At 69.0% G+C, this 18812-nt stretch carries 20 protein-coding genes and 1 pseudogene; 6 read left to right on the forward strand and 15 right to left on the reverse strand.

Annotated elements, in window-relative coordinates:
* Positions 1–139: 139 nt before the first annotated feature.
* Positions 140–1021: a DUF559 domain-containing protein gene (locus tag C6A87_RS17670; RefSeq protein ID WP_311117975.1), complete on the forward strand. Its 882-nt coding sequence runs from the start codon at positions 140–142 to the stop codon at positions 1019–1021.
* Between the two features lie 75 nt (positions 1022–1096).
* Here C6A87_RS17670 and C6A87_RS17675 read toward each other — a convergent pair whose 3' ends face one another.
* Positions 1097–2554 (reverse strand): glycine--tRNA ligase, encoded by a 1458-nt coding sequence (locus tag C6A87_RS17675; protein WP_311113477.1) that lies wholly within the window; start codon positions 2552–2554, stop codon positions 1097–1099.
* 29 nt (positions 2555–2583) lie between these two features.
* Between C6A87_RS17675 and C6A87_RS17680 the strand changes: the two genes are divergently transcribed.
* Positions 2584–2946, forward strand: coding sequence for a metalloregulator ArsR/SmtB family transcription factor (locus C6A87_RS17680; RefSeq protein WP_311113478.1), 363 nt, complete (start codon positions 2584–2586; stop codon positions 2944–2946).
* A complete protein-coding gene (locus tag C6A87_RS17685) occupies positions 2943–3338 on the forward strand; it encodes a Fur family transcriptional regulator (protein WP_311113479.1) in 396 nt (131 codons plus the stop codon). The genes C6A87_RS17680 and C6A87_RS17685 overlap by 4 nt, the downstream gene beginning before the upstream one ends.
* Here the strand turns inward: C6A87_RS17685 and C6A87_RS17690 are convergent.
* Genes C6A87_RS17690 through recO form a run of 4 tightly spaced genes read right to left on the reverse strand, consistent with a single transcriptional unit; the run spans position 3335 to position 5640 of the window.
* Positions 3335–3526, reverse strand: coding sequence for a hypothetical protein (locus C6A87_RS17690; protein ID WP_311113480.1), 192 nt, complete (start codon positions 3524–3526; stop codon positions 3335–3337). The two genes, C6A87_RS17685 and C6A87_RS17690, sit on opposite strands and share 4 nt — an antisense overlap.
* A gap of 9 nt (positions 3527–3535) precedes the next feature.
* Positions 3536–3943 (reverse strand): hypothetical protein, encoded by a 408-nt coding sequence (locus C6A87_RS17695; RefSeq protein ID WP_311113481.1) that lies wholly within the window; start codon positions 3941–3943, stop codon positions 3536–3538.
* A gap of 25 nt (positions 3944–3968) precedes the next feature.
* On the reverse strand, positions 3969–4862 hold the full coding sequence (locus C6A87_RS17700; RefSeq protein ID WP_311117976.1) for a decaprenyl diphosphate synthase: 894 nt from the start codon (positions 4860–4862) through the stop codon (positions 3969–3971).
* Positions 4801–5640, reverse strand: a complete 840-nt coding sequence (gene recO / locus C6A87_RS17705) for a DNA repair protein RecO (RefSeq protein ID WP_311113482.1) — start codon at positions 5638–5640, stop codon at positions 4801–4803. Before recO ends, C6A87_RS17700 begins: the two co-directional genes overlap by 62 nt.
* Positions 5641–5703: 63 nt before the next feature.
* On the opposite strand from recO, the gene C6A87_RS17710 reads away from it, so the two are divergent.
* Both C6A87_RS17710 and C6A87_RS17715 read left to right on the forward strand, forming a co-directional pair.
* A complete protein-coding gene (locus C6A87_RS17710) occupies positions 5704–7233 on the forward strand; it encodes an amidase (RefSeq protein WP_311113483.1) in 1530 nt (509 codons plus the stop codon).
* Positions 7234–7243: 10 nt separating this feature from the next.
* Complete coding sequence (locus C6A87_RS17715) at positions 7244–7726, forward strand: CAP domain-containing protein (protein WP_311113484.1); 483 nt, start codon at positions 7244–7246, stop codon at positions 7724–7726.
* Between the two features lie 6 nt (positions 7727–7732).
* On the opposite strand, the gene era is transcribed toward C6A87_RS17715, so the two are convergent.
* From era to hrcA, 10 genes and pseudogenes are all read right to left on the reverse strand, one after another.
* Positions 7733–8650: a GTPase Era gene (era, locus tag C6A87_RS17720; RefSeq protein ID WP_311113485.1), complete on the reverse strand. Its 918-nt coding sequence runs from the start codon at positions 8648–8650 to the stop codon at positions 7733–7735.
* On the reverse strand, positions 8647–8964 hold the full coding sequence (locus C6A87_RS17725) for a cytidine deaminase (RefSeq protein WP_311113486.1): 318 nt from the start codon (positions 8962–8964) through the stop codon (positions 8647–8649). The genes era and C6A87_RS17725 overlap by 4 nt, the downstream gene beginning before the upstream one ends.
* Entirely contained in the window at positions 8961–10256 is a 1296-nt protein-coding gene (locus C6A87_RS17730; protein WP_311113487.1) for a hemolysin family protein, read from the reverse strand. The genes C6A87_RS17725 and C6A87_RS17730 overlap by 4 nt, the downstream gene beginning before the upstream one ends.
* Positions 10253–10825, reverse strand: a complete 573-nt coding sequence (gene ybeY / locus C6A87_RS17735) for an rRNA maturation RNase YbeY (protein ID WP_311113488.1) — start codon at positions 10823–10825, stop codon at positions 10253–10255. The genes C6A87_RS17730 and ybeY overlap by 4 nt, the downstream gene beginning before the upstream one ends.
* A 7-nt stretch (positions 10826–10832) precedes the next feature.
* Positions 10833–11897, reverse strand: a complete 1065-nt coding sequence (locus tag C6A87_RS17740) for a PhoH family protein (RefSeq protein WP_311113489.1) — start codon at positions 11895–11897, stop codon at positions 10833–10835.
* 76 nt (positions 11898–11973) lie between these two features.
* Positions 11974–14808: an RND family transporter gene (locus tag C6A87_RS17745; protein WP_311113490.1), complete on the reverse strand. Its 2835-nt coding sequence runs from the start codon at positions 14806–14808 to the stop codon at positions 11974–11976.
* Positions 14805–15224: an MmpS family transport accessory protein gene (locus C6A87_RS17750; protein WP_311117977.1), complete on the reverse strand. Its 420-nt coding sequence runs from the start codon at positions 15222–15224 to the stop codon at positions 14805–14807. Before C6A87_RS17750 ends, C6A87_RS17745 begins: the two co-directional genes overlap by 4 nt.
* Positions 15225–15336: 112 nt before the next feature.
* The gene (locus C6A87_RS17755; protein ID WP_311113491.1) at positions 15337–16077 is read right to left on the reverse strand and encodes a 16S rRNA (uracil(1498)-N(3))-methyltransferase; all 741 of its coding nucleotides are present in this window, start codon (positions 16075–16077) and stop codon (positions 15337–15339) included.
* A 19-nt stretch (positions 16078–16096) separates the two neighbouring features.
* Positions 16097–17246: pseudogene (gene dnaJ / locus C6A87_RS17760) on the reverse strand (molecular chaperone DnaJ).
* A 52-nt stretch (positions 17247–17298) separates the two neighbouring features.
* Entirely contained in the window at positions 17299–18330 is a 1032-nt protein-coding gene (hrcA, locus tag C6A87_RS17765; protein WP_311113492.1) for a heat-inducible transcriptional repressor HrcA, read from the reverse strand.
* A 169-nt stretch (positions 18331–18499) separates the two neighbouring features.
* On the opposite strand from hrcA, the gene C6A87_RS17770 reads away from it, so the two are divergent.
* Positions 18500–18811: a type II toxin-antitoxin system VapB family antitoxin gene (locus tag C6A87_RS17770; protein ID WP_311113493.1), complete on the forward strand. Its 312-nt coding sequence runs from the start codon at positions 18500–18502 to the stop codon at positions 18809–18811.
* Position 18812: the final 1 nt, after the last annotated feature.

The raw sequence follows: 18812 nt of genomic DNA on the forward strand, positions 1-18812 counted from the left end.
CGTCTGCAGGCGACACGCCGCCACTTTCCCCGACTTCACGCACGCTCGTCGGGTGCCGGTTGTCCCCAACCGCGAGTTCATCCACAGGGTCACCGCCGGCTGCGCGGTGGCGGCAACGCGGCGGCTGACGATCGTGAGCATGATCGAGTTCGACGACCTGTTCCGGGCGCAAGGCGGCGTCGCGACGACGGCTCAGCTCCTGCGGTTCTGCAGCCGCAGCCGCCTCGACATCGAGATCCGGGACGGTCGCCTGATCAAGGTGTGGCCCGGCGTGTACAGCCGGGTCGAGCCGGACATCGTGACGCGGCTGCGTGGCCTCGACCTGCGGGCCGGTGAACCCGTCGCGATATGCCTGGGCACCGCGGCGGCCGCGTACGGCTTCGACACCGAGGACACCCGCGACATCCATGCCCTCAACCCGCCGCGACACCAGCTGCGCAACGGCGACGGCCTCGTCGTGCACCGGCGCGACGGCGCCCCGCTGGGCATGGCGGACGGCCAGGCGACCGCCGCGGCGTGGACCGCCGTCGAGGTTGCACGGTCCCTCCGCCGGCCGCGGGCGTTGGCCACGCTGGACGCTGCGCTGCGCAGCAGGAGCTGTGACCACCGCGAACTGACGATCGCCGCCAAGGCGCAGGCCGGTCGGCGCGGCATCGTGGCGGTACGCGATCTCATCCCGCTGGCCGACCCTCGGGCCGAATCGCCGATGGAGAGCGAGGCCCGGCTGGCCATGCTCGACGGCAAGTTGCCCGCACCGCTGCTGCAGCACGAACTCGTCGACCGTGGTTGGCGGACGTGGCGCGTCGACTTCGCCTGGCCGGACGCCAGTCTCGCCGTGGAGTACGACGGATTCGACTGGCACAGCGACCCGGAGCGGTTCGCCCGGGACCGTCAGAAACGCGCGGCGCTCCAGGAGATCGGCTGGAGCATGCTGTCGGTGGTGTCCGAGGACGTCCGCAAGCACCCCGAGGTCATGGTGCGGCGCATCGCGAACGCGTTGACGCGCCGGATGGCGGCGTGAGCGTGCGTGAACTTCGTGATTCTGACGGCGTGTCCGCCGCAGACGCGCACGCTCGCGCCACAGAGGGAAGAAGGCTCAGCAGCCTTTCAGGCGCACCGCCAGGTAGTCGGACACCGCGTCGATGGCCACGCGCTCCTGGGTCATCGCGTCGCGTTCGCGGATGGTGACCGCGTGGTCGTCCAGCGAGTCGAAGTCGACGGTGATGCAGTACGGGGTGCCGATCTCGTCCTGGCGGCGGTAGCGGCGGCCGATCGCGCCCGCGTCGTCGAACTCGACGTTCCACGCCTTGCGCAGCTCGGCCGCCAGATCGCGCGCCTTCGGCGACAGGTCGGCGTGCCGCGACAGCGGCAGCACCGCGGCCTTGACCGGCGCGAGCCGCGGATCCAGCCGCAGCACCGTGCGCTTGTCGACGCCGCCCTTGGCGTTGGGGGCCTCGTCCTCGGTGTAGGCGTCGACCAGGAACGCCATCAGCGAGCGGGTCAGGCCGGCGGCGGGCTCGATCACGTACGGCACGTAGCGGGTGTCGGTGGCCTGGTCGTAGAACGACAGGTCGACACCGGAATGCTTTGAGTGCGTGGACAAGTCGAAGTTGGTGCGGTTGGCGATACCCTCGAGCTCACCCCACGGGTTGCCGGAGAAACCGAACTTGTACTCGATGTCGGTGGTGCCGTCGGAGTAGTGCGACAACTTCTCCTTCGGATGCTCGTAGAGCCGCAGGTTGTCGCGATCGATGCCGAGGTCGACGTACCACTGCAGCCGGGTGTCGATCCAGTACTGATGCCATTCCGGAGCCGTCGACGGCTCGACGAAGAACTCCATCTCCATCTGCTCGAACTCGCGGGTGCGGAAGATGAAGTTGCCGGGGGTGATCTCGTTGCGGAAGCTCTTACCGATCTGGCCGATGCCGAAGGGCGGCTTCTTGCGCGCGGTGGTGACCACGTTCGCGAAGTTCACGAAGATGCCCTGCGCGGTCTCGGGGCGCAGGTAGTGCAGGCCTTCCTCGGACTCGATCGGGCCGAGGTAGGTCTTGAGCATCATGTTGAAGTCGCGGGGCTCGGTCCACTGCCCCTTGGTGCCGCAGTCCGGGCACACGATCTCGGACATCGGCACCGTGTCGGGGTCGGCGTACCCCTCCTTGGCGCCCTTCTTCTCGAAGAAGGCTTCCTGCATGTGGTCCTGCCGGTGCCGCTTGTGGCAGTTCAGGCACTCCACCAGCGGGTCGTTGAACACCTCGACGTGACCGGAGGCCACCCACACCTGGCGCGGCAGGATGATCGCGCTGTCCAGTCCGACGACGTCGTCGCGGCCGGTGACGACCGAGCGCCACCACTGGCGCTTGATGTTCTCCTTGAGTTCGACCCCGAGTGGACCGTAGTCCCAGGCGGATTTGGTACCGCCGTAGATCTCGCCGGACTGGAACACCAGTCCGCGACGCTTGGCGAGGTTCGCAACGGTGTCGATGATCGAGGAGGCCACGGAGTGACAGCGTAGCGAGGTCGCTATTGCCGCCCGCGTCACATCCCCGATTGACATGCACGGTCGCGCATGTATCGTGACACCTAATGAAAACGATTTCCAGTACAGCGGGTTCGCCGGAGATCCACAACCATGCAGGAACCCCGCCCGCCGAGCTTCCGCAGCGCGCGGTTCTCGACACCGCCGGGGACCTGCTGCGGGCACTGGCCGCCCCGGTGCGGATCGCGATCGTGCTGCAGCTGCGCGAGGAGGCGCGCTGCGTCCACGAGCTCGTCGACGCCCTCGACGTGCCCCAGCCGCTGGTCAGCCAGCACCTGCGCATCCTGAAGTCCGCGGGCGTGGTGGAGGGCGCACGCTCGGGCCGGGAGGTGCTGTACCGCCTGGTCGACAGTCACCTCGCCGAGATCGTGGTCGCCGCGGTCACCCACGCCACCGAGGAACCCCGATGACCGGCGCGGTCCGCTCGACCCGCCAGCGCGCCGCCATCTCCGCACTGCTGGAGAACATCGACGACTTCCGGTCCGCCCAGGAACTGCACGACGAACTGCGCCGCCGCGGTGAAGGCATCGGCCTGACGACGGTGTACCGCACGCTGCAGCAGATGGCCGCCGCCGGGATGGTCGACACCCTGCGCACCGACACCGGCGAATCGGTGTACCGGCGCTGTTCCGAACACCATCACCATCACCTGGTCTGCCGCGCCTGCGGCTGCACCGTGGAGATCCAGGGCGGTCAGGTCGAGGCGTGGGCCGCCGACGTCGCGCACGAACACGGCTTCTCCGACGTCAGCCACACCATCGAGATCTTCGGCATCTGCACCGGCTGCACGGCCGGCGGTTAGCGCTTCCTGCCGCGACGCCAACCCGCAACGGCGATCAGCACGCCGGCGATCGCGATCAGCGGCCCGAGGACCGACCACGTGGTGGTGCCGCTCATGGGGCTGCCCTGCACCGCGCCGAAGCCCTGGAACGCGAACAACGTGCCGACCAGCGCGACCAGCACGCCCACGACGATGAGCAGGATGCGCATTCGGCGACCTTAACCGGTCAGGGCCCGCCGCACGTCGCTCCCGGTGGACAACACCATCAAGACCAGGGTCCGCAGCGCGTCGTCGGTCAGCCCGGCCGCCGGGAAGTTGTACCGCAACAGCACGTCGCCGACCTTCTTGGAGTTCCCCCCGGCCGCACCGGTCTTCTCGACCAGTGACACCGTGCCCAGCAGCGTGTCGTGGGCATGTTGGGCGACCTTGGCGCGAAGATTCTTGTCCAGCAACAGATCCCAGGCGAGCACCTGCGTCAGCGACACCAGGTCGAGGTCCTCGGCGATGGTGACCACCCGCAGCGAGGCGAACGTCTGGTCGTGCTGCACGGTCAGCGCGCCGTCGTCCTCCCGGGTCACCGGCAGGATCTCGGCCAGCACCACCGCCAGACGATCGGACAGTTCCATCATTCGGCCCTGCCGCTGCAGTACATCATTCGGCCCTGCCGAAGCGCCTGTTGCGGCTCACGTACTCCTCGCACGCCGCCCACAGGTCGCGGCGGTCGTAGTCCGGCCACAGCTTGTCCTGGAACACGTACTCGGCATAGGCCGCCTGCCACAGCAGGAAGTTGCTGGCCCGCTGCTCACCTGAGGTCCGGATGAACAGGTCGACGTCAGGAATGTCGGCGCGGTGCAGGTGCTTGGCGAACTGCGCCTCGCTGATGCGGTTCGGCTTGATCTTGCCGTCGACGGCCTCCTGGGCCAGTTCACGTGCCGCCTCGACGATCTCGGTGCGGCCGCCGTAGTTGACGCAGTAGTTGATCGTGATGACGTCGTTGTCGACGGTCATCTGCTCGGCGATGTCGAATTCCTTGATGACGCTGCTCCACATGCGGGGCCGCGAACCGACCCAGCGCATCCGCACGCCCATCTCGTTGAGGTTCTCCCGGCGCCGGCGCACCACCTCCCGGTTGAACCCCATCAGGAAGCGCACCTCCTCGGTGCTGCGCTTCCAGTTCTCGGTGGAGAACGCGTACACGGTGAGGTGTTTGATGCCGATCTCGATGGCCCCGCAGGTGATGTCGATGAGCACCGCCTCGCCCATCTTGTGGCCCTCGGTGCGGCCGAGGCCGCGCTGGGTGGCCCAGCGGCCGTTGCCGTCCATCACGACGGCGACGTGGTTGGGCACCTGACCGGCCGGGATCTTCGGCGCAGCCTCTTTCGAGGTGTGCTGCGGCGGCCGGGAGAACTTGCCGTTGGTCCGCGGCGGAAGTTCAGGGAAGACGACGGGCCAGGTCGACTTGTCCGGGAAGGTCGGGTAGTCGTCAGGCGCCGGGGGCAGCTGCGGGTAACCGGGCTGACCCTTCCGCCGCCCGGTCCGTTCCATTGCCATGCGCAACATCCTGCCTGATGCCTCCGGCAACCATCCGCTCTGCCCTGCGCTCCACGAGTGGCAACGTCCGCAGCTGGCGTTCCAGGTGCCATTGCAGATGCGCGGCCACCAGCCCGCTGGCCTGGCTGCGGTGCGCCGAGGTGGACAGCTGAGCGTGCTCCCAGTCGCCCTCGTACAGGGCGGCCATCAGGTCCAGCACCCCCTGCGGCGGGGTCACCGAGCCGGACGGCCTGCAGTGCACACACACGCTTCCGCCCGCCCCGACGTGGAACGCCCGGTGCGGGCCGGGGGCCGCGCACCGCGCGCACTCGGTCAGCGCCGGCGCCCATCCCGCAACCCCCATCGCGCGCAGCAGATAGGCGTCGAGGACGAGTTCACGGGGACGGGCGGCGTCGGCCACCGCGCGCAGTGCGGCCACGGTGAGCCGGTGCAGCGCAGGCACCGGGGCGCGCTCCTCCCCCGCGATCCGCTCCGCGGTCTCCAGCATCGCGCAGGCACAGGTGTAGCGGCCGTAGTCGCTGACGATGTCCGAGGCGAACGCGTCGATGGCCTGAACCTGGGTGACGATGTCCAGGTTGCGCCCCGGGTGCAGCTGAACGTCGATGTGCGCGAACGGTTCCAGCCGTGCGCCGAACTTGCTGCGGGTGCGCCGCACCCCTTTGGCCACCGCCCGCACCAGACCGTGATCGCGAGTCAGCAGACTCACGATCCGGTCGGCTTCGCCGAGCTTGTGCTGCCGGAGCACCACAGCCCGATCCCGGTACAGACGCATCAGCCCAGTCTCCCACTGCCGGGTGACGATTTTCGGTTCGCAGCGCCGATACTCTCGTACGTGATGGCCGACACCACTTCTTCCCGCAGTTCATCCCTCTCCCGGCGTCACACCCGATTTCCCACGGTGGGCAACCAGTTGTTCCAGCTCGCCGCGGGTACCGCCACGTCCGTCGACCTGGTGACCCGGTCGCTGGCGGCCATCGAGGCGAGCCAGCCGACCCTGAACGCGTTCCGGGTGGTGCTCGCCGAGCAGGCGCTGGCCGACGCCGCCGAGGCCGACCGCAAGCGCGCGGCGGGCGCCGACCCGTGCCGGTACCCGCTGCTGGGCATCCCGATCGCGGTCAAGGACGACGTCGACGTCGCCGGCGTGCCCACCCGGTTCGGCGCCGACGGCGACGTCCGGGTCGCCGATGCCGATGCCGAGGTGGTGCGCCGGCTGCGCGCCGCCGGAGCCGTGATCGTCGGCAAGACCAACACCTGCGAGCTCGGTCAGTGGCCGTTCACCAGCGGGCCCGCATTCGGGCACACCCGCAACCCGTGGTCGCCCGAGCACACGCCCGGGGGTTCCTCGGGCGGCAGCGCCGCGGCCGTGGCCGCCGGGCTGGTCGCCGCCGCGATCGGCTCCGACGGGGCCGGCAGCGTCCGCATCCCGGCGGCGTGGACCCATCTGGTCGGGATCAAGCCGCAACGCGGACGCATCTCGACCTCGCCTCTCCCGGAGGCGTTCAACGGCATCACCGTCAACGGTGTGCTCGCCCGCACCGTGTCCGACGCGGCGCTACTACTCGACGCGGCGTCGGGCAACGCTCCCGGCGATCTGCACACCCCGGCGCCGGTACGGGTGTCCGACTACATCTCCCGGGCGCCCGGTCCGCTGCGCATCGCGAAGTCCACGAAGTTCCCGTTCACCGGGTTCCGCGCGACGCTGCACCCGGAGATCCGCGCGGCCGTGGACGCGGTGGCCGACCAGCTGACCCAGCTCGGCCACACCATCGTGGACGCCGACCCCGACTACAACCTGCGGATGTCGTGGAACTTCCTGGCCCGCTCGACATCCGGGATCCCCGAGTGGATGGACCGGATGGGTTACGGGGTGCGATGGGACGACCGCACCCGGGCCAACGCCCGGATGGGTCGGCTGCTGTCGCAGAACGTGTTGCGCAAGGCCCGCGCGCGGGAGGAGCGGAGCAGGCAGCGCATCGGCTGGGTGTTCAATCTCGCCGACGTCGTGCTGGCCCCGACCACCGCGCTGCCGCCCCCGAAGGTGCACGCGTTCGACAATCTCGGCGGACTGGCCACCGACCGCACGATGATCAAGGCGTGCCCGGTGACGTGGCCGTGGAACCTGCTGGGCTGGCCGTCGATCAACATCCCGGCCGGCTTCACCTCCGACGGCCTGCCGATCGGGGTGCAGCTGATGGGCCCGGCCGACAGCGAGCCGCTGCTGGTGTCACTGGCCGCGGCGCTGGAGGCGTTCAACGGGTGGGCGGCGCACCAGCCCGAGGACTGGTGGACGCCCCGGCCCCCGGCGGAGCCTGCCGAAGTCCCGCGGCCGGCGACTCCGGAACCGGTCGACAATCAGGTCGCGTAATCTGCGGGCTGTGATCAGCCATGTCGTGCGCGCCCTGCCCGCCGTCGTCGTGTTGGGTGCGGCGGTGGCAGGCACGCCCGCAGCCCAGGCGGACAACCGGCGCCTCAACGAGAGCGTCGCGGTGAACGTCTACACGATCCAGCAGCACAACGACTGCGACACCGAAATCAAGGTCAACCCGCAGTTGCAGCTGGCCGCGCAGTGGCACGCCAACGACGTCCTGCGCAACCGGGCGCTGAACGGCGACATCGGCTCCGACGGGTCCACGGTGCAGGACCGCGCGAATCGGGCCGGCTTCGTGGGCACCGTCGCCGAGACGGTCGCGATCAACCCGGCGCTGGCGATCAGCGGCATCGAGATCCTCAACCAGTGGTACCACCGTCCCGACTACATGGCGATCATGAGCAACTGCGCCAACACCCAGATCGGCGTGTGGTCGGAGAACAGCCTGGACCGCACCGTGGTGGTCGCGGTGTACGGCCAGCCCGGCTAACGCGGCCTAGAAGCCCAGCCGGCCAAGCTGTTTCGGGTCGCGCTGCCAGTTCTTGGCGATCTTGACGCGCAGATCCAGATAGACCTTGGTGCCCAGCAGTTTCTCGATCTGGGTGCGCGCGGCCGTCCCGACCTCACGCAGCCGGGCCCCGCCCTTGCCGATGACGATGCCCTTCTGCGAGTCACGTTCGACGTAGAGGATGGCGTGCACGTCCATCAGCGGGTCGTCTTCCGGGCGGTCCGGCCTGAGCTCGACCTCGTCGATCACCACCGCCAGCGAGTGCGGCAGCTCGTCGCGCACCCCTTCGAGCGCGGCCTCCCGGATCAGTTCGGCCATCAGCACTTCTTCGGGTTCGTCGGTGAGTTCACCGTCGGGGTAGAACGCCGGCCCCGGCGGCAGCTTGGCAGCCAGCACCGAAGTCAGCACATCCAGCTGGGTGCCCGAAGTGGCTGAGACAGGCACGATCTCGGTGTCCGGGCCGACCAGTTCGCTGACGGCCAGCAGCTGTTCGCCGACCCGGTCCTTGGACACCTTGTCGATCTTGGTGACGACCACCACCAGCGTGGTCCGCGGCGCGACGGCCCGGATCTGCTCGTAGATCCAGCGGTCCCCCGGGCCGATCTTCTCGTCGGCCGGGATGCACAACCCGATCACGTCGACCTCGGAGTAGGTGCCCTTGACCAGGTCGTTGAGCCGCTGCCCGAGCAGGGTGCGGGGCCGGTGCAGTCCGGGGGTGTCGACGAGCACGATCTGGAACTCGTCGCGATGCACGATGCCGCGGATCGTGTGCCGGGTGGTCTGCGGCCGGTTCGAGGTGATCGCCACCTTCGTGCCGACCAGCGCGTTGGTCAGCGTGGACTTGCCGGTGTTCGGCCTGCCGACGAAACAGACGAAACCGGAACGGAATTCGACGTCATCGGTCACAGCGGGGCACCTGCGCGGTCGGTCACGATGACGGCGGCCCCGGGCGAGAGTTCGCGCACCGCGGCCACTCCGGCGTCGTCGGCCGAACCACCCACCAGCACAGCGGCTTCCAGCCCGGTCGCGCCGCTGGACACCGCGGCCGCGACGGCCGCCTGCAGTGCGGTCAGCGTGAGCGCGGCCAGCTCCACCGGTGCGCCCGCGTAGGTGCGCCCGTCGGTGTCTCGGACCGCGGCCCCGGCGCCGGCCTCGGCACGGCCCATCGCACCTCGGGCCAGCACCACCAGCTTGGTGTCCTCGGGATCGAGCGCGCTCATTCCTGTCCTTCCACGTTCTCCGGCGGTTCGACGGGGCTGACCAGCACGGTGCCGATCCGGACCCGGCCACGCGGGTCCGGCCCGCCCTCGGCGCGCAATCGCAGGCCGTCCCAGGTCACCTCGGCGCCGGGCAGCGGCACGCGGCCGAGCTCCAGCGCGACCAGCCCGCCCACGGTGTCGACGTCGAGGTCCTCGTCGAAGTCTTTGTCGTAGAGCTCGCCGAGGTCTTCGATCGACAGCCGTGCGGAGACCCGGTACTGATGGTCACCGAGGTCCTCGACCGGTGCCACCTCGTCGGTGTCGTACTCGTCGGCGATCTCGCCGACGATCTCCTCCAGCACGTCCTCGATCGTGACGAGCCCGGCGATCGCGCCGTATTCGTCGACCAGCAGGACCATGTGGACCCGGTCGCGCTGCATGTCGCGCAGCAGCGCGTCCAGCGGCTTGGAGTCCGGCACGAACGCCGCGGCGCGCATCACGTCCTTGACCGGGGTGTCACGGCCCCGGTCGGTGGAGTAGTAGGTGCGCTGCACCAGGTCCTTCAGATACACCACACCGATGACGTCGTCGACGTTCTCGCCGATCACCGGGATGCGGGAGTGGCCGCTGCGCACCGCGAGGGATGTGGCCTGGCCTGCGGTCTTGTCGTGCTCGATCCACACCATCTCGGTGCGCGGGACCATCACCTCGCGCGCAGGGGTGTCGCCGAGTTCGAACACCGACTGGATCATCCGGCGTTCGTCGTCGGCCACCACACCGCGCTGCTGGGCCAGGTCGACGACCTCGCGCAGTTCGATCTCGGACGCGAACGGGCCGTTGCGGAAACCGCGCCCGGGTGTCAGCGCATTACCGATCAACACCAGCAGCCGGCTGACCGGGAGCAGCAGCACCGAGATCGCTTGCAGCGGAAGCGCGGTCACCAACGCGATGCTGTAGGCGTTCTGCCTGCCCAGGGTCCGCGGCCCGACGCCGACGAACACGAAGCTGACGACGGCCATGATGGCGGCCGCGGCGGCCAACCCCCACGTGACGCCGAGCCCGCCGTCGAGGAACGCGGCCAGCAGCACCGTGGCGGTCACCTCGCAGGTGATGCGCAGCAACACGATGAGGTTGATGTAGCGGGGGCGCTCGACCATCACCCGGGCCAGGCGCACGGCGCCGGGGCGCTCGTCGCGCACGAGTTCCTCGACCCGGGCCATCGACACGGTGCTCAGCGCCGCGTCGATGGCGGCGAACAACCCACCGAAGAAGATCAGAACGATGGCGGTGAGCAGCTGGCCGATCGGGGTCACGGAGTGTCGCCGGGGGTCAGTTCGTCGCCGTGGTGCAACTCGTCGAAATGTCGCAACCTGTCCACCAGCCGGCGGTCCTTCTCGGTCTGCCGGTCCTGGTGGTAGGCCTCGACCTGCTCGGCGACCCACCCTTCGAGGAGTTCGCGCTGCAGGGCGAACATCTCTTTCTCCTCGTCGGGTTCGGCGTGGTCGTAGCCCAGCAGGTGCAGCACACCGTGCACGGTGAGCAGGGCCAGTTCCTGACCCAGCGTGTGGCCGGCGTCGGCGGCCTGCTTGGCGGCGAACTCCGGGCACAGCACGATGTCGCCGAGCATCGACGGTCCCGGTTCGGGCGCGTCCGGGCGCCCGCCGGGCTCCAGCTCGTCCATCGGGAAGCTCATCACGTCGGTGGGGCCGGGCAGGTCCATCCACCGCATGTGCAGGTCGGCCATCGCCGCGGTGTCGAGCAGCATCATCGACAGCTCGGCCGCAGGGTTGACGTCCATCTTGCGGATGACGAACCGCGCGACGCTGATCAGTTCCTCTTCGGAGACGTCGAACCCGGACTCGTTGGATACCTCGATGCTCATGAAGCCGTTACCGCCGTGGACGTCCGGAGCCGGACGAGCGGCGCTGCGCCCGGTTCGTGGTCGAATCGCCGAGCTTCACCTCGGCCCGTTCGTAGGCGTCCACGATCTCGGACACCAGCCGGTGACGCACCACGTCGGCGCTGGTCAGCTCGGCGAAGTGGATGTCGTCGATGCCGTCGAGGATGCGCATCGCCGCACGCAGTCCCGAGCCCGACCCGTTGGGCAGGTCGACCTGCGTGGCATCGCCGGTCACCACGATCTTCGAGCCGAAACCGAGCCGCGTCAGGAACATCTTCATCTGCTCCGCGGTGGTGTTCTGCGCCTCGTCGAGGATGATGAACGCATCGTTGAGCGTGCGTCCGCGCATGTAGCCCAGCGGCGCGACCTCGATCACGCCTGCGGTCATCAGCTTCGGGATCAGCTCGGGATCCATCATGTCGTGCAGCGCGTCGTAGAGCGGACGCAGGTAGGGGTCGATCTTCTCGCTGAGCGTGCCGGGCAGGAAGCCGAGGCGTTCGCCGGCCTCCACCGCGGGGCGGGTCAGGATGATCCGGCTGACCTGCTTGGTCTGCAGCGCGCTGACCGCCTTGGCCATCGCCAGATACGTCTTGCCGGTGCCGGCCGGGCCGATGCCGAACACGATCGTCTTCGCGTCGATCGCGTCGACGTAGCGCTTCTGGTTCAGCGTCTTGGGCCGGATCGTCTTGCCCCGGCGGGACAGGATGTCCAGTGTCAGGACGTCGGCCGGCGACTCGTCACCGGCCCCGGTCAGCATCGCCACCCCGCGCCGCACGGCGTCAGGGGTCAACCGCTGACCGCTGCCGACGACCTCGACCAGCTCGGAGATGGCCCGTTCGGCCAGTGCCACGTCGGCGGGGTCACCGGAAAGGGTGATCTCGTTGCCGCGGGCGTGGATGTCGGCGGTGAGCAGATCTTCGAGCTCGCGCAGATTCTCGTCGGAGGATCCCAGGAGGCCCATGACGTATTCGGGCGGAACTGTGATGGTGCTGCGGACCGACGTGCCAGAAGATGCTGCTGATGCGGCCGAGCTTGCGTTCTCGCGGGGCGCCACGTGAGGTTTTCTGCCTGCTTCCTGGGTCGTGAACGGGAAACCCCAGTTTAGCGCCGCCCCCCGCGAGCGCCCAAGGTCAGGGCCGCGGAGGCGCGGGCAGCGGTCGGGACCGCACCACCAGCGGCCACCAGAACCAGCGCCCGAGCAGCGTCGCGATCGCGGGCATCATGAACGCGCGCACCACGAACGTGTCGAACAGCAGCCCCAGCCCGATCGTCGTGCCGACCTGCGCCATCACCCGCAGGTCGCTGACCACCATCGACGCCATGGTCAGCGCGAACACCACCCCGGCCACGGTCACGACGCTGCCGGTGCCGCCGATCGCCCGGATCATTCCGGTCTTGATCCCGGCCGGGATCTCCTCCTTGAACCGGGACACCAGCAGCAGGTTGTAGTCGGAGCCGACCGCGATCAGCGCGATGATCGACAGCGCCAGCACCATCCAGTGCAGTTCGATGCCGACGATGTGCTGCCAGATCAGGATCGAGATGCCGAACGACGCGCCCAGCGACAGCGTCACGGTGCCGACGATCACCAGCGCGGCGACCAGGCTGCGGGTGAGCACCAGCATGATCATCAGCACCAGGCACATCGCCGAGATCACCGCGATGAGCAGGTCGTAGCGGGATCCGTCGGACATGTCCTTGAACGTCGCGGCGGTGCCGCCGAGCTGGATCGTGGCGTTCTCCAGTGGGGTGCCTTTGAGCGCCTCGATCGCCGCGATCTTGATCGGTTCGACGCGCTGCAGCGCCTCTTCGGTGGTCGGGTTGCCGCGGTGGGCGATCAGCATCCGCACGGTCTTGCCGTCGGGCGAGAAGAAGCTCTCCATCGCCCGCTTGAAGTCCTCGTTCTCGAACACCTCGGGCGGCAGGTAGAACGAGTCGTCGTTCTTCGCCGCGTCGAACGCCTTGCCCATCTCGGTGGAGTCGCGGGTCAGCTCGTCCATCTGGTCGTAGAAGCCGCCCATGGTGGCGTAGGTGGACAGCATCATCTGACGCATGCTCTCCATGGTCTCGATCATCGGCGGGAACGTCGCGAGCATCTCGGGCAGCAGCGCCTTCATCTCGTCCATGTTGACCACGGCCTTGTCGAAGGTGTCGGTCATCGTGCCGATGCCGTCCATCGAGTCGAACAGCGACCGGAACGACCAGCACAGCGGGATGTTGTAGCAGTGCGGTTCCCAGTAGAAGTAGTTGCGGATCGGCCGGAACTGGTCGTCGAAATCGGCGACCATGTCGCGCAACAGGTGGACGGTGTCGCGCATGTCGGTCATGTCGTCGATCATCACGGTGGTGATGCCGGAGAACTTCGTCATCAGCCCGTACATCTTCTTCATCGTCGCGATGGTCTCGCCGATGTCGTCGGCCTGGGTCCGCATGTCGGCGATGCGGTCCTTCATCAGCTTCATGTTCTGCTGCTGGCCGACGCCCTGCATGCTGATCAGGAACGGGATCGAGGTGTGCGCGATCGGCGCGCCGTCGGGGCGGCTCGGCGCCTGCACCCGGGCCACGCCTTCGACGTTGAAGACCCGCTTGGCCAACCGGTCCAGGATCAGGAAGTCCGACGAGTTGCGCAGGTCGCGGTCGGTCTCGACGATGAGCACCTCCGGGCTCATCCGCGACAGCGAGAAGTACTCGGTGGCGGCCTGCAGGCCGGCGTTGGCCGGGATGGACTCCGGGATGTAGCGGGTGTCGTCGTAGCTGGTCTGGTAGCCCGGCAGCGCGGCGAGCCCGATCAGTGCCAGCGCCAGCGATGCGACCAGGATCGGTCCGGGCCAGCGCACGACGGTGGCGCCGACCCGGCGCCAGGCCCGGATCCGCATGGCGCGCTTGGGCTCCAGCAGGCCGAAACGGCTGCCGACGGCGACGATCGCGGGCCCCAGCGTCAGCGCCACGGCGACCCCGGCGAGGATGCCGACCGCGCACGGCACGCCCATGCTCTGGAAGTACGGCATCCGGGTGAACGACAGGCAGTACATCGCCCCGGCGATGGTCAGGCCGGAGCCCAGCACCACATGCGCTGTGCCGTGGAACATCTCGTAGTAGGCGGCTTCGTGGTCGGCCCCGGACGCGCGGGCCTCCTGGTAGCGGCCGACAAGGAAGATCGCGTAGTCGGTGCCTGCCGCGACGGCCAGTGAGATCAGCAGGTTCACCGCGAACGTCGACAGCCCGATGACCTGGAAGTGGCCCAGCGCGGCCACCACACCGCGGGCGATCGACATCTGGACGCCGACCATGATCAGCAGCAGCACGACCGTGGTGACCGACCGGTAGAAGAACAGCAGCAGCACGATGATCACGGCGAAGGTGACCAGCAGGATCAACGCCATGCTGCTCTCGCCGGCGATGTTGACGTCGGCGGTCAGTGCCGCGGGACCGGTGACGTGTACCTGCACCCCGGGTGGCGGGGGCGAGTTGGCGACGATGTCGCGGACGGCGGCGACCGACTCGTTGGACTTCGTCTCGCCCATGTTCCCGGCCAGGTTCAGCGCGACGTAGGCGGCGCGCCCGTCGGAGCTCTGCGCGGCGGCCTCGGTCAGCGGGTCGCCCCACATGTCCTGGATGTTGCGGACGTGCTCGGGTGCGGCTTCGAGTTTCTCGATGAGCCCGTCGTAGTAGGCGTGCGCGTCGTCGCCGAGCGGTTCCTCGCCTTCGAGGACCACCATCGCGACGGAGTCGGAGTCGGATTCGCCGAAGAGCCGGCCCATGTCGGACATCGCCCGCATCGCCGGCGCATCGCTGGGGCTCATCGACACGGCGTTCTGGGCGGCCACCACTTCCAACTGCGGCACCAGCAGGTTCAGCGCCGCGACCAGCAGCACCCAGCCGAGGATGATCGGCACGGCCAGCCGGCGGATCCACCGGGCCAGGGTCGTCGGGTCCTGCAGGGACCTGTTCGGGGACCGGGTCATGCGGACTTGGTGAAGCAGTAGACGTAGGCGGTGACGTTGTGGGCGGTGCGTTCGTCCTTGACGACGTCGTCGGCCAGGATGCGGCAGCCGAGGAAGTCGCCGTCACCCTGGGCCACCACGTTTCCGACCATCGCCGGGGAGTTCGACTCCACTTCGATCGACCACGGCAGCGCGGCGCCGACGACCTGGTTCGGGTCCCCTTCGGCGTCGATGTAATTGATGTCGGCGGTGGCGCCGGGCTCGCCGAAGATCTCGTAGCGCACGACCTTCGGGTCCGACTTGTTGGAATCCTCGGACATGTTCCCCGCGTAGGTCGGCAGTTGATGGGAGCCGAAGATGCCGCGGATCCGCCACACCGCGAAACCCCCGACGACGAGCACGATCACCAAGAGGAGCGGTATCCACGCTCGCGTCAGACGGGTGAGAATCGGGAGTCCTTCGAGAGATCGGCGCAGCCTCGGGCCTTTACGGTCAGAGGGAAGGCTAACCTATCTAAATGTCCCGTGGGAAACTACCCCCCGGGGGTTTCTACGACCAGCGCGGGGTGAGTACTCCCAGTGCCCCCAGCGCGACCGCGGCGGCCGTCGACGTGCGCAGCACGGTCGGTCCCAGCCGCACGGCGACGGCCCCGGCGTCCACCAGCGCGGCCAGCTCCTCGTCGGCGACGCCGCCTTCGGGCCCGACGATCAGGGTCAGAGACTCTGCCTGCGGCACAACCGTTTCGGCGAAGGGCCGGGTGGCCGACTCGTGCAGCACCAGCACCGTGCCCGCCGGCGCGGACCGTGTCGTGGCGACCAGGTCGCGGGTGGACACCAGCCCGTCGACGGTCGGGATGTAGGGGCGCCGCGACTGCCGCGCCGCCGAGCGCGCCACCGCGCGCCATCGCCGCAAACCCTTGTCCACCTTGGCCGCACCGTCCCAGCGCGCCACGCAGCGCGACGCCTGCCAGGCCACGAACGCGTCCGCGCCGGCCTCGGTGGCCAGGTCGATCGCGAGTTCGGAGCGGTCGGATTTGGGCAGCGCCTGCACCACGGTCACCGACGGTGCCGGCGGCGCGAGGACGCGGCGGTCCAGGACCCGGGCGCTGAGCCGGCCCTTCGCGACGTCCTCGACGACACAGTGGGCGATCGTCCCGGCACCGTCGGCGAGGTCGAGTTCCTCCCCCGCCCGGGTCCGGCACACGGTGGCCGCGTGGTGGCCCTCCTCGCCGTCGACGACGGCCGACTCACCTGTGCCCGGCACGGCGTCGACGTAGAACAGCGAGCGCATCGGGACGGCAGCGTCCGGGCTAGCGGCCGGTGAACGTCTCGCGCAGGCGCGAGAACAGCCCGCCCCCGTGCGCGGACGCGTTGCCGTTCTGCGCCGAGCGCACCTCGGCGGTGCCCTTGGTGCGCTCCTTGAACGCGCGGAGCAACTCGATGTCCTCGTGGTCGAGCCGCGACGGCACCACGACGTCGATGTGGGCGTGCAGATCTCCGCGCACCCCGGAGCGCAGGTGCGGCATGCCGTGCCCGCGCAGCGTGGTCACCGAGCCGGGCTGGGTACCGGCGGCGATGGTGATCTCGGTCGGCCCGTCCAGGATCGCGTCGACGGTCACTGTCGTGCCGAGCGCGGCGTCGACCATCGGGACCGACACCGTGCAGTGCAGATCGTCGCCGTCACGGACGAACACCGGGTGCGGCTTCTCGTGCACCTCGACGTAGAGGTCACCGGCCAGGCCCGCCGCCGGGCCCGACCTCCCCCTGGGCGGCCAGCCGCACCCGCATACCGTCGCCGACACCGGCCGGGATCTTCACACTGATCTCGCGGCGGGCCCGCACCCGGCCGTCGCCGGAGCACCGGTTGCACGGGTTCGGGATGACCTCGCCGACGCCGCCGCAGACCGGGCACGGCCGCGAGGTCATCACCTGTCCGAGCAGGGACCGCTGCACGGTCTGGATCTCGCCGCGGCCGCCGCACGTGTCGCAGGTGACCGGTGAGGAGTCGCCGTGCGTGCCCTTGCCGTGGCACAGATCGCACAGGATCGCCGTGTCGACGGTGACCTGCTTGGTGACGCCCGTGGCGCATTCCTCGAGATCGAGTCGCATCCGCAGCAGCGAGTCCGAGCCGGGCCGCACGCGTCCCACCGGGCCGCGTGAGGCGCCGCCGCCACCGAAGAAGGCCTCGAAGACGTCGCCGAGACCGCCGAACCCGGAGAAGCCGCCGCCTGCGGCCGCCGCGGACTCCAGCGGGTCGCCGCCGAGGTCGACGATGCGCCGCTTCTCGGGATCGCTGAGCACCTCGTAGGCGGCGCTGATCTCCTGGAAGCGCGCCTGGGCGCCCTCGTCCGGATTGACGTCCGGATGTAGTTCGCGGGCGAGCTTTCGGTACGCGCGCTTGATCTCCGAATCACTCGCGCCCTTGCTCACTCCGAGCAGCCCGTAATAGTCGCGTGCCACGCTCAACCTTTCCCACCCGACCGATCCGCTCAAACCCCTGCGGGGAACGCGGTCAGCGGTTTCCTAAGACTTCGCCAATATAGAGAGCAACTGCGGCGACGTTCGCGATGGTTCCCGGATAGTCCATCCGTGTGGGCCCCAACACACCCATGCCGCCGAAGACTTTGCCCGAACTGCCGTACGCGGTGCTGATCACCGAGGTGCCCGCCATCTCCTCGGCCTCGGTCTCGTGACCGATCCGCACGGTGACCTTGCCCGCCTCCTGCTGTTTCGCCAGCAGCCGCAGCACCACCACCTGTTCCTCCAGCGCTTCGAGCACCGAGCGCAGCGACCCGCCGAAGTCCGCGGTGTTGCGGGTCAGGTTCGCGGTGCCGCCCAGCAGCAAGCGCTCCTCGGTGTGCTCGACCAGCGTCTCGACCAGCACCGTCGCCGATCTGCCGACCGCATTGGCCAGACTGCCCTGCCCGTTGAGGTGCGACGCCAGGTCCGACACCGCCACCGAGGCCGCCGACAGCGGTTTACCTTCCAGCGCCTGGCCCAGCAGGTCACGCAGCTGCGCCAGCTGGGCGTCGTCGATCGGGTCGCCGAGTTCGACGATGCGCTGATCGACGCGCCCGGTGTCGGTGATCACCACCAGCAGCAGCCGCGCCGGGGTCAGCGCCACCACTTCGAGGCGGCGGACGGACGAGGTGGTCAGGGTCGGGTACTGGACGACCGCGACCTGACGGGTCAGCTGCGCGAGAAGCCGCACCGCGCGCCTGAGTACGTCGTCGAGGTCGACCCCGGACTCCAGGAAGGTCAGGATCGCGCGCCGCTCGGCGCCCGACATCGGCTTGACCTCCTGAAGCCGGTCGACGAACTCGCGGTAGCCCTTCTCGGTCGGCACCCGCCCTGAGCTGGTGTGCGGCTGTGCGATGTAGCCCTCGGCCTCCAGCACCGCCATGTCGTTGCGCACGGTCGCACTCGACACACCGAGGTTGTGCCGCTCGACCAGAGCCTTGGATCCGATCGGCTCCTTCGTGGCGACGAAGTCGGCGACGATGGCACGGAGAACCTCGAAACGACGGTCGTCGGCGCTGCCCATAGATCACCACCTGAAGAAGACATGTAACTGGCCGTATTCATTTTACTGGGACCGCGGGATACAGCATCGCAGACAGGGCCGGCAGAGACACGGCGCGCGCGGCGCGGGCAGGCTACCCTCACGAACGAGACAACAGTATGCGGGGGCAACGGGCAGCAAAGGCGCGTCGATGATCTTCAAAGGGGTTCGCGATGGCAGGCCCTACCCTGACCACGGGCTGTCCCACCGGCAGTGGGCCCAGATCCCGCCGAGGCAGATCCGGCTCGACGAACTCGTCATGACCACCACCGTGCTCGCGCTGGACCGGCTGCTGTCCGAGGACTCGACGTTCTACGGCGACCTGTTCCCGCACGCGGTCAGATGGCGCGGGAACGTCTACCTGGAGGACGGGCTGCACCGGGCGGTGCGCGCCGCCCTGCGCAACCGCACGGTGCTGCATGCCCGGGTGTTCGACATGGACGGCGCTGCCCAGGGCGCCTGAG

Source organism: Mycobacterium sp. ITM-2016-00317 (genome assembly GCF_002968295.1).
Classification (GTDB): domain Bacteria; phylum Actinomycetota; class Actinomycetes; order Mycobacteriales; family Mycobacteriaceae; genus Mycobacterium.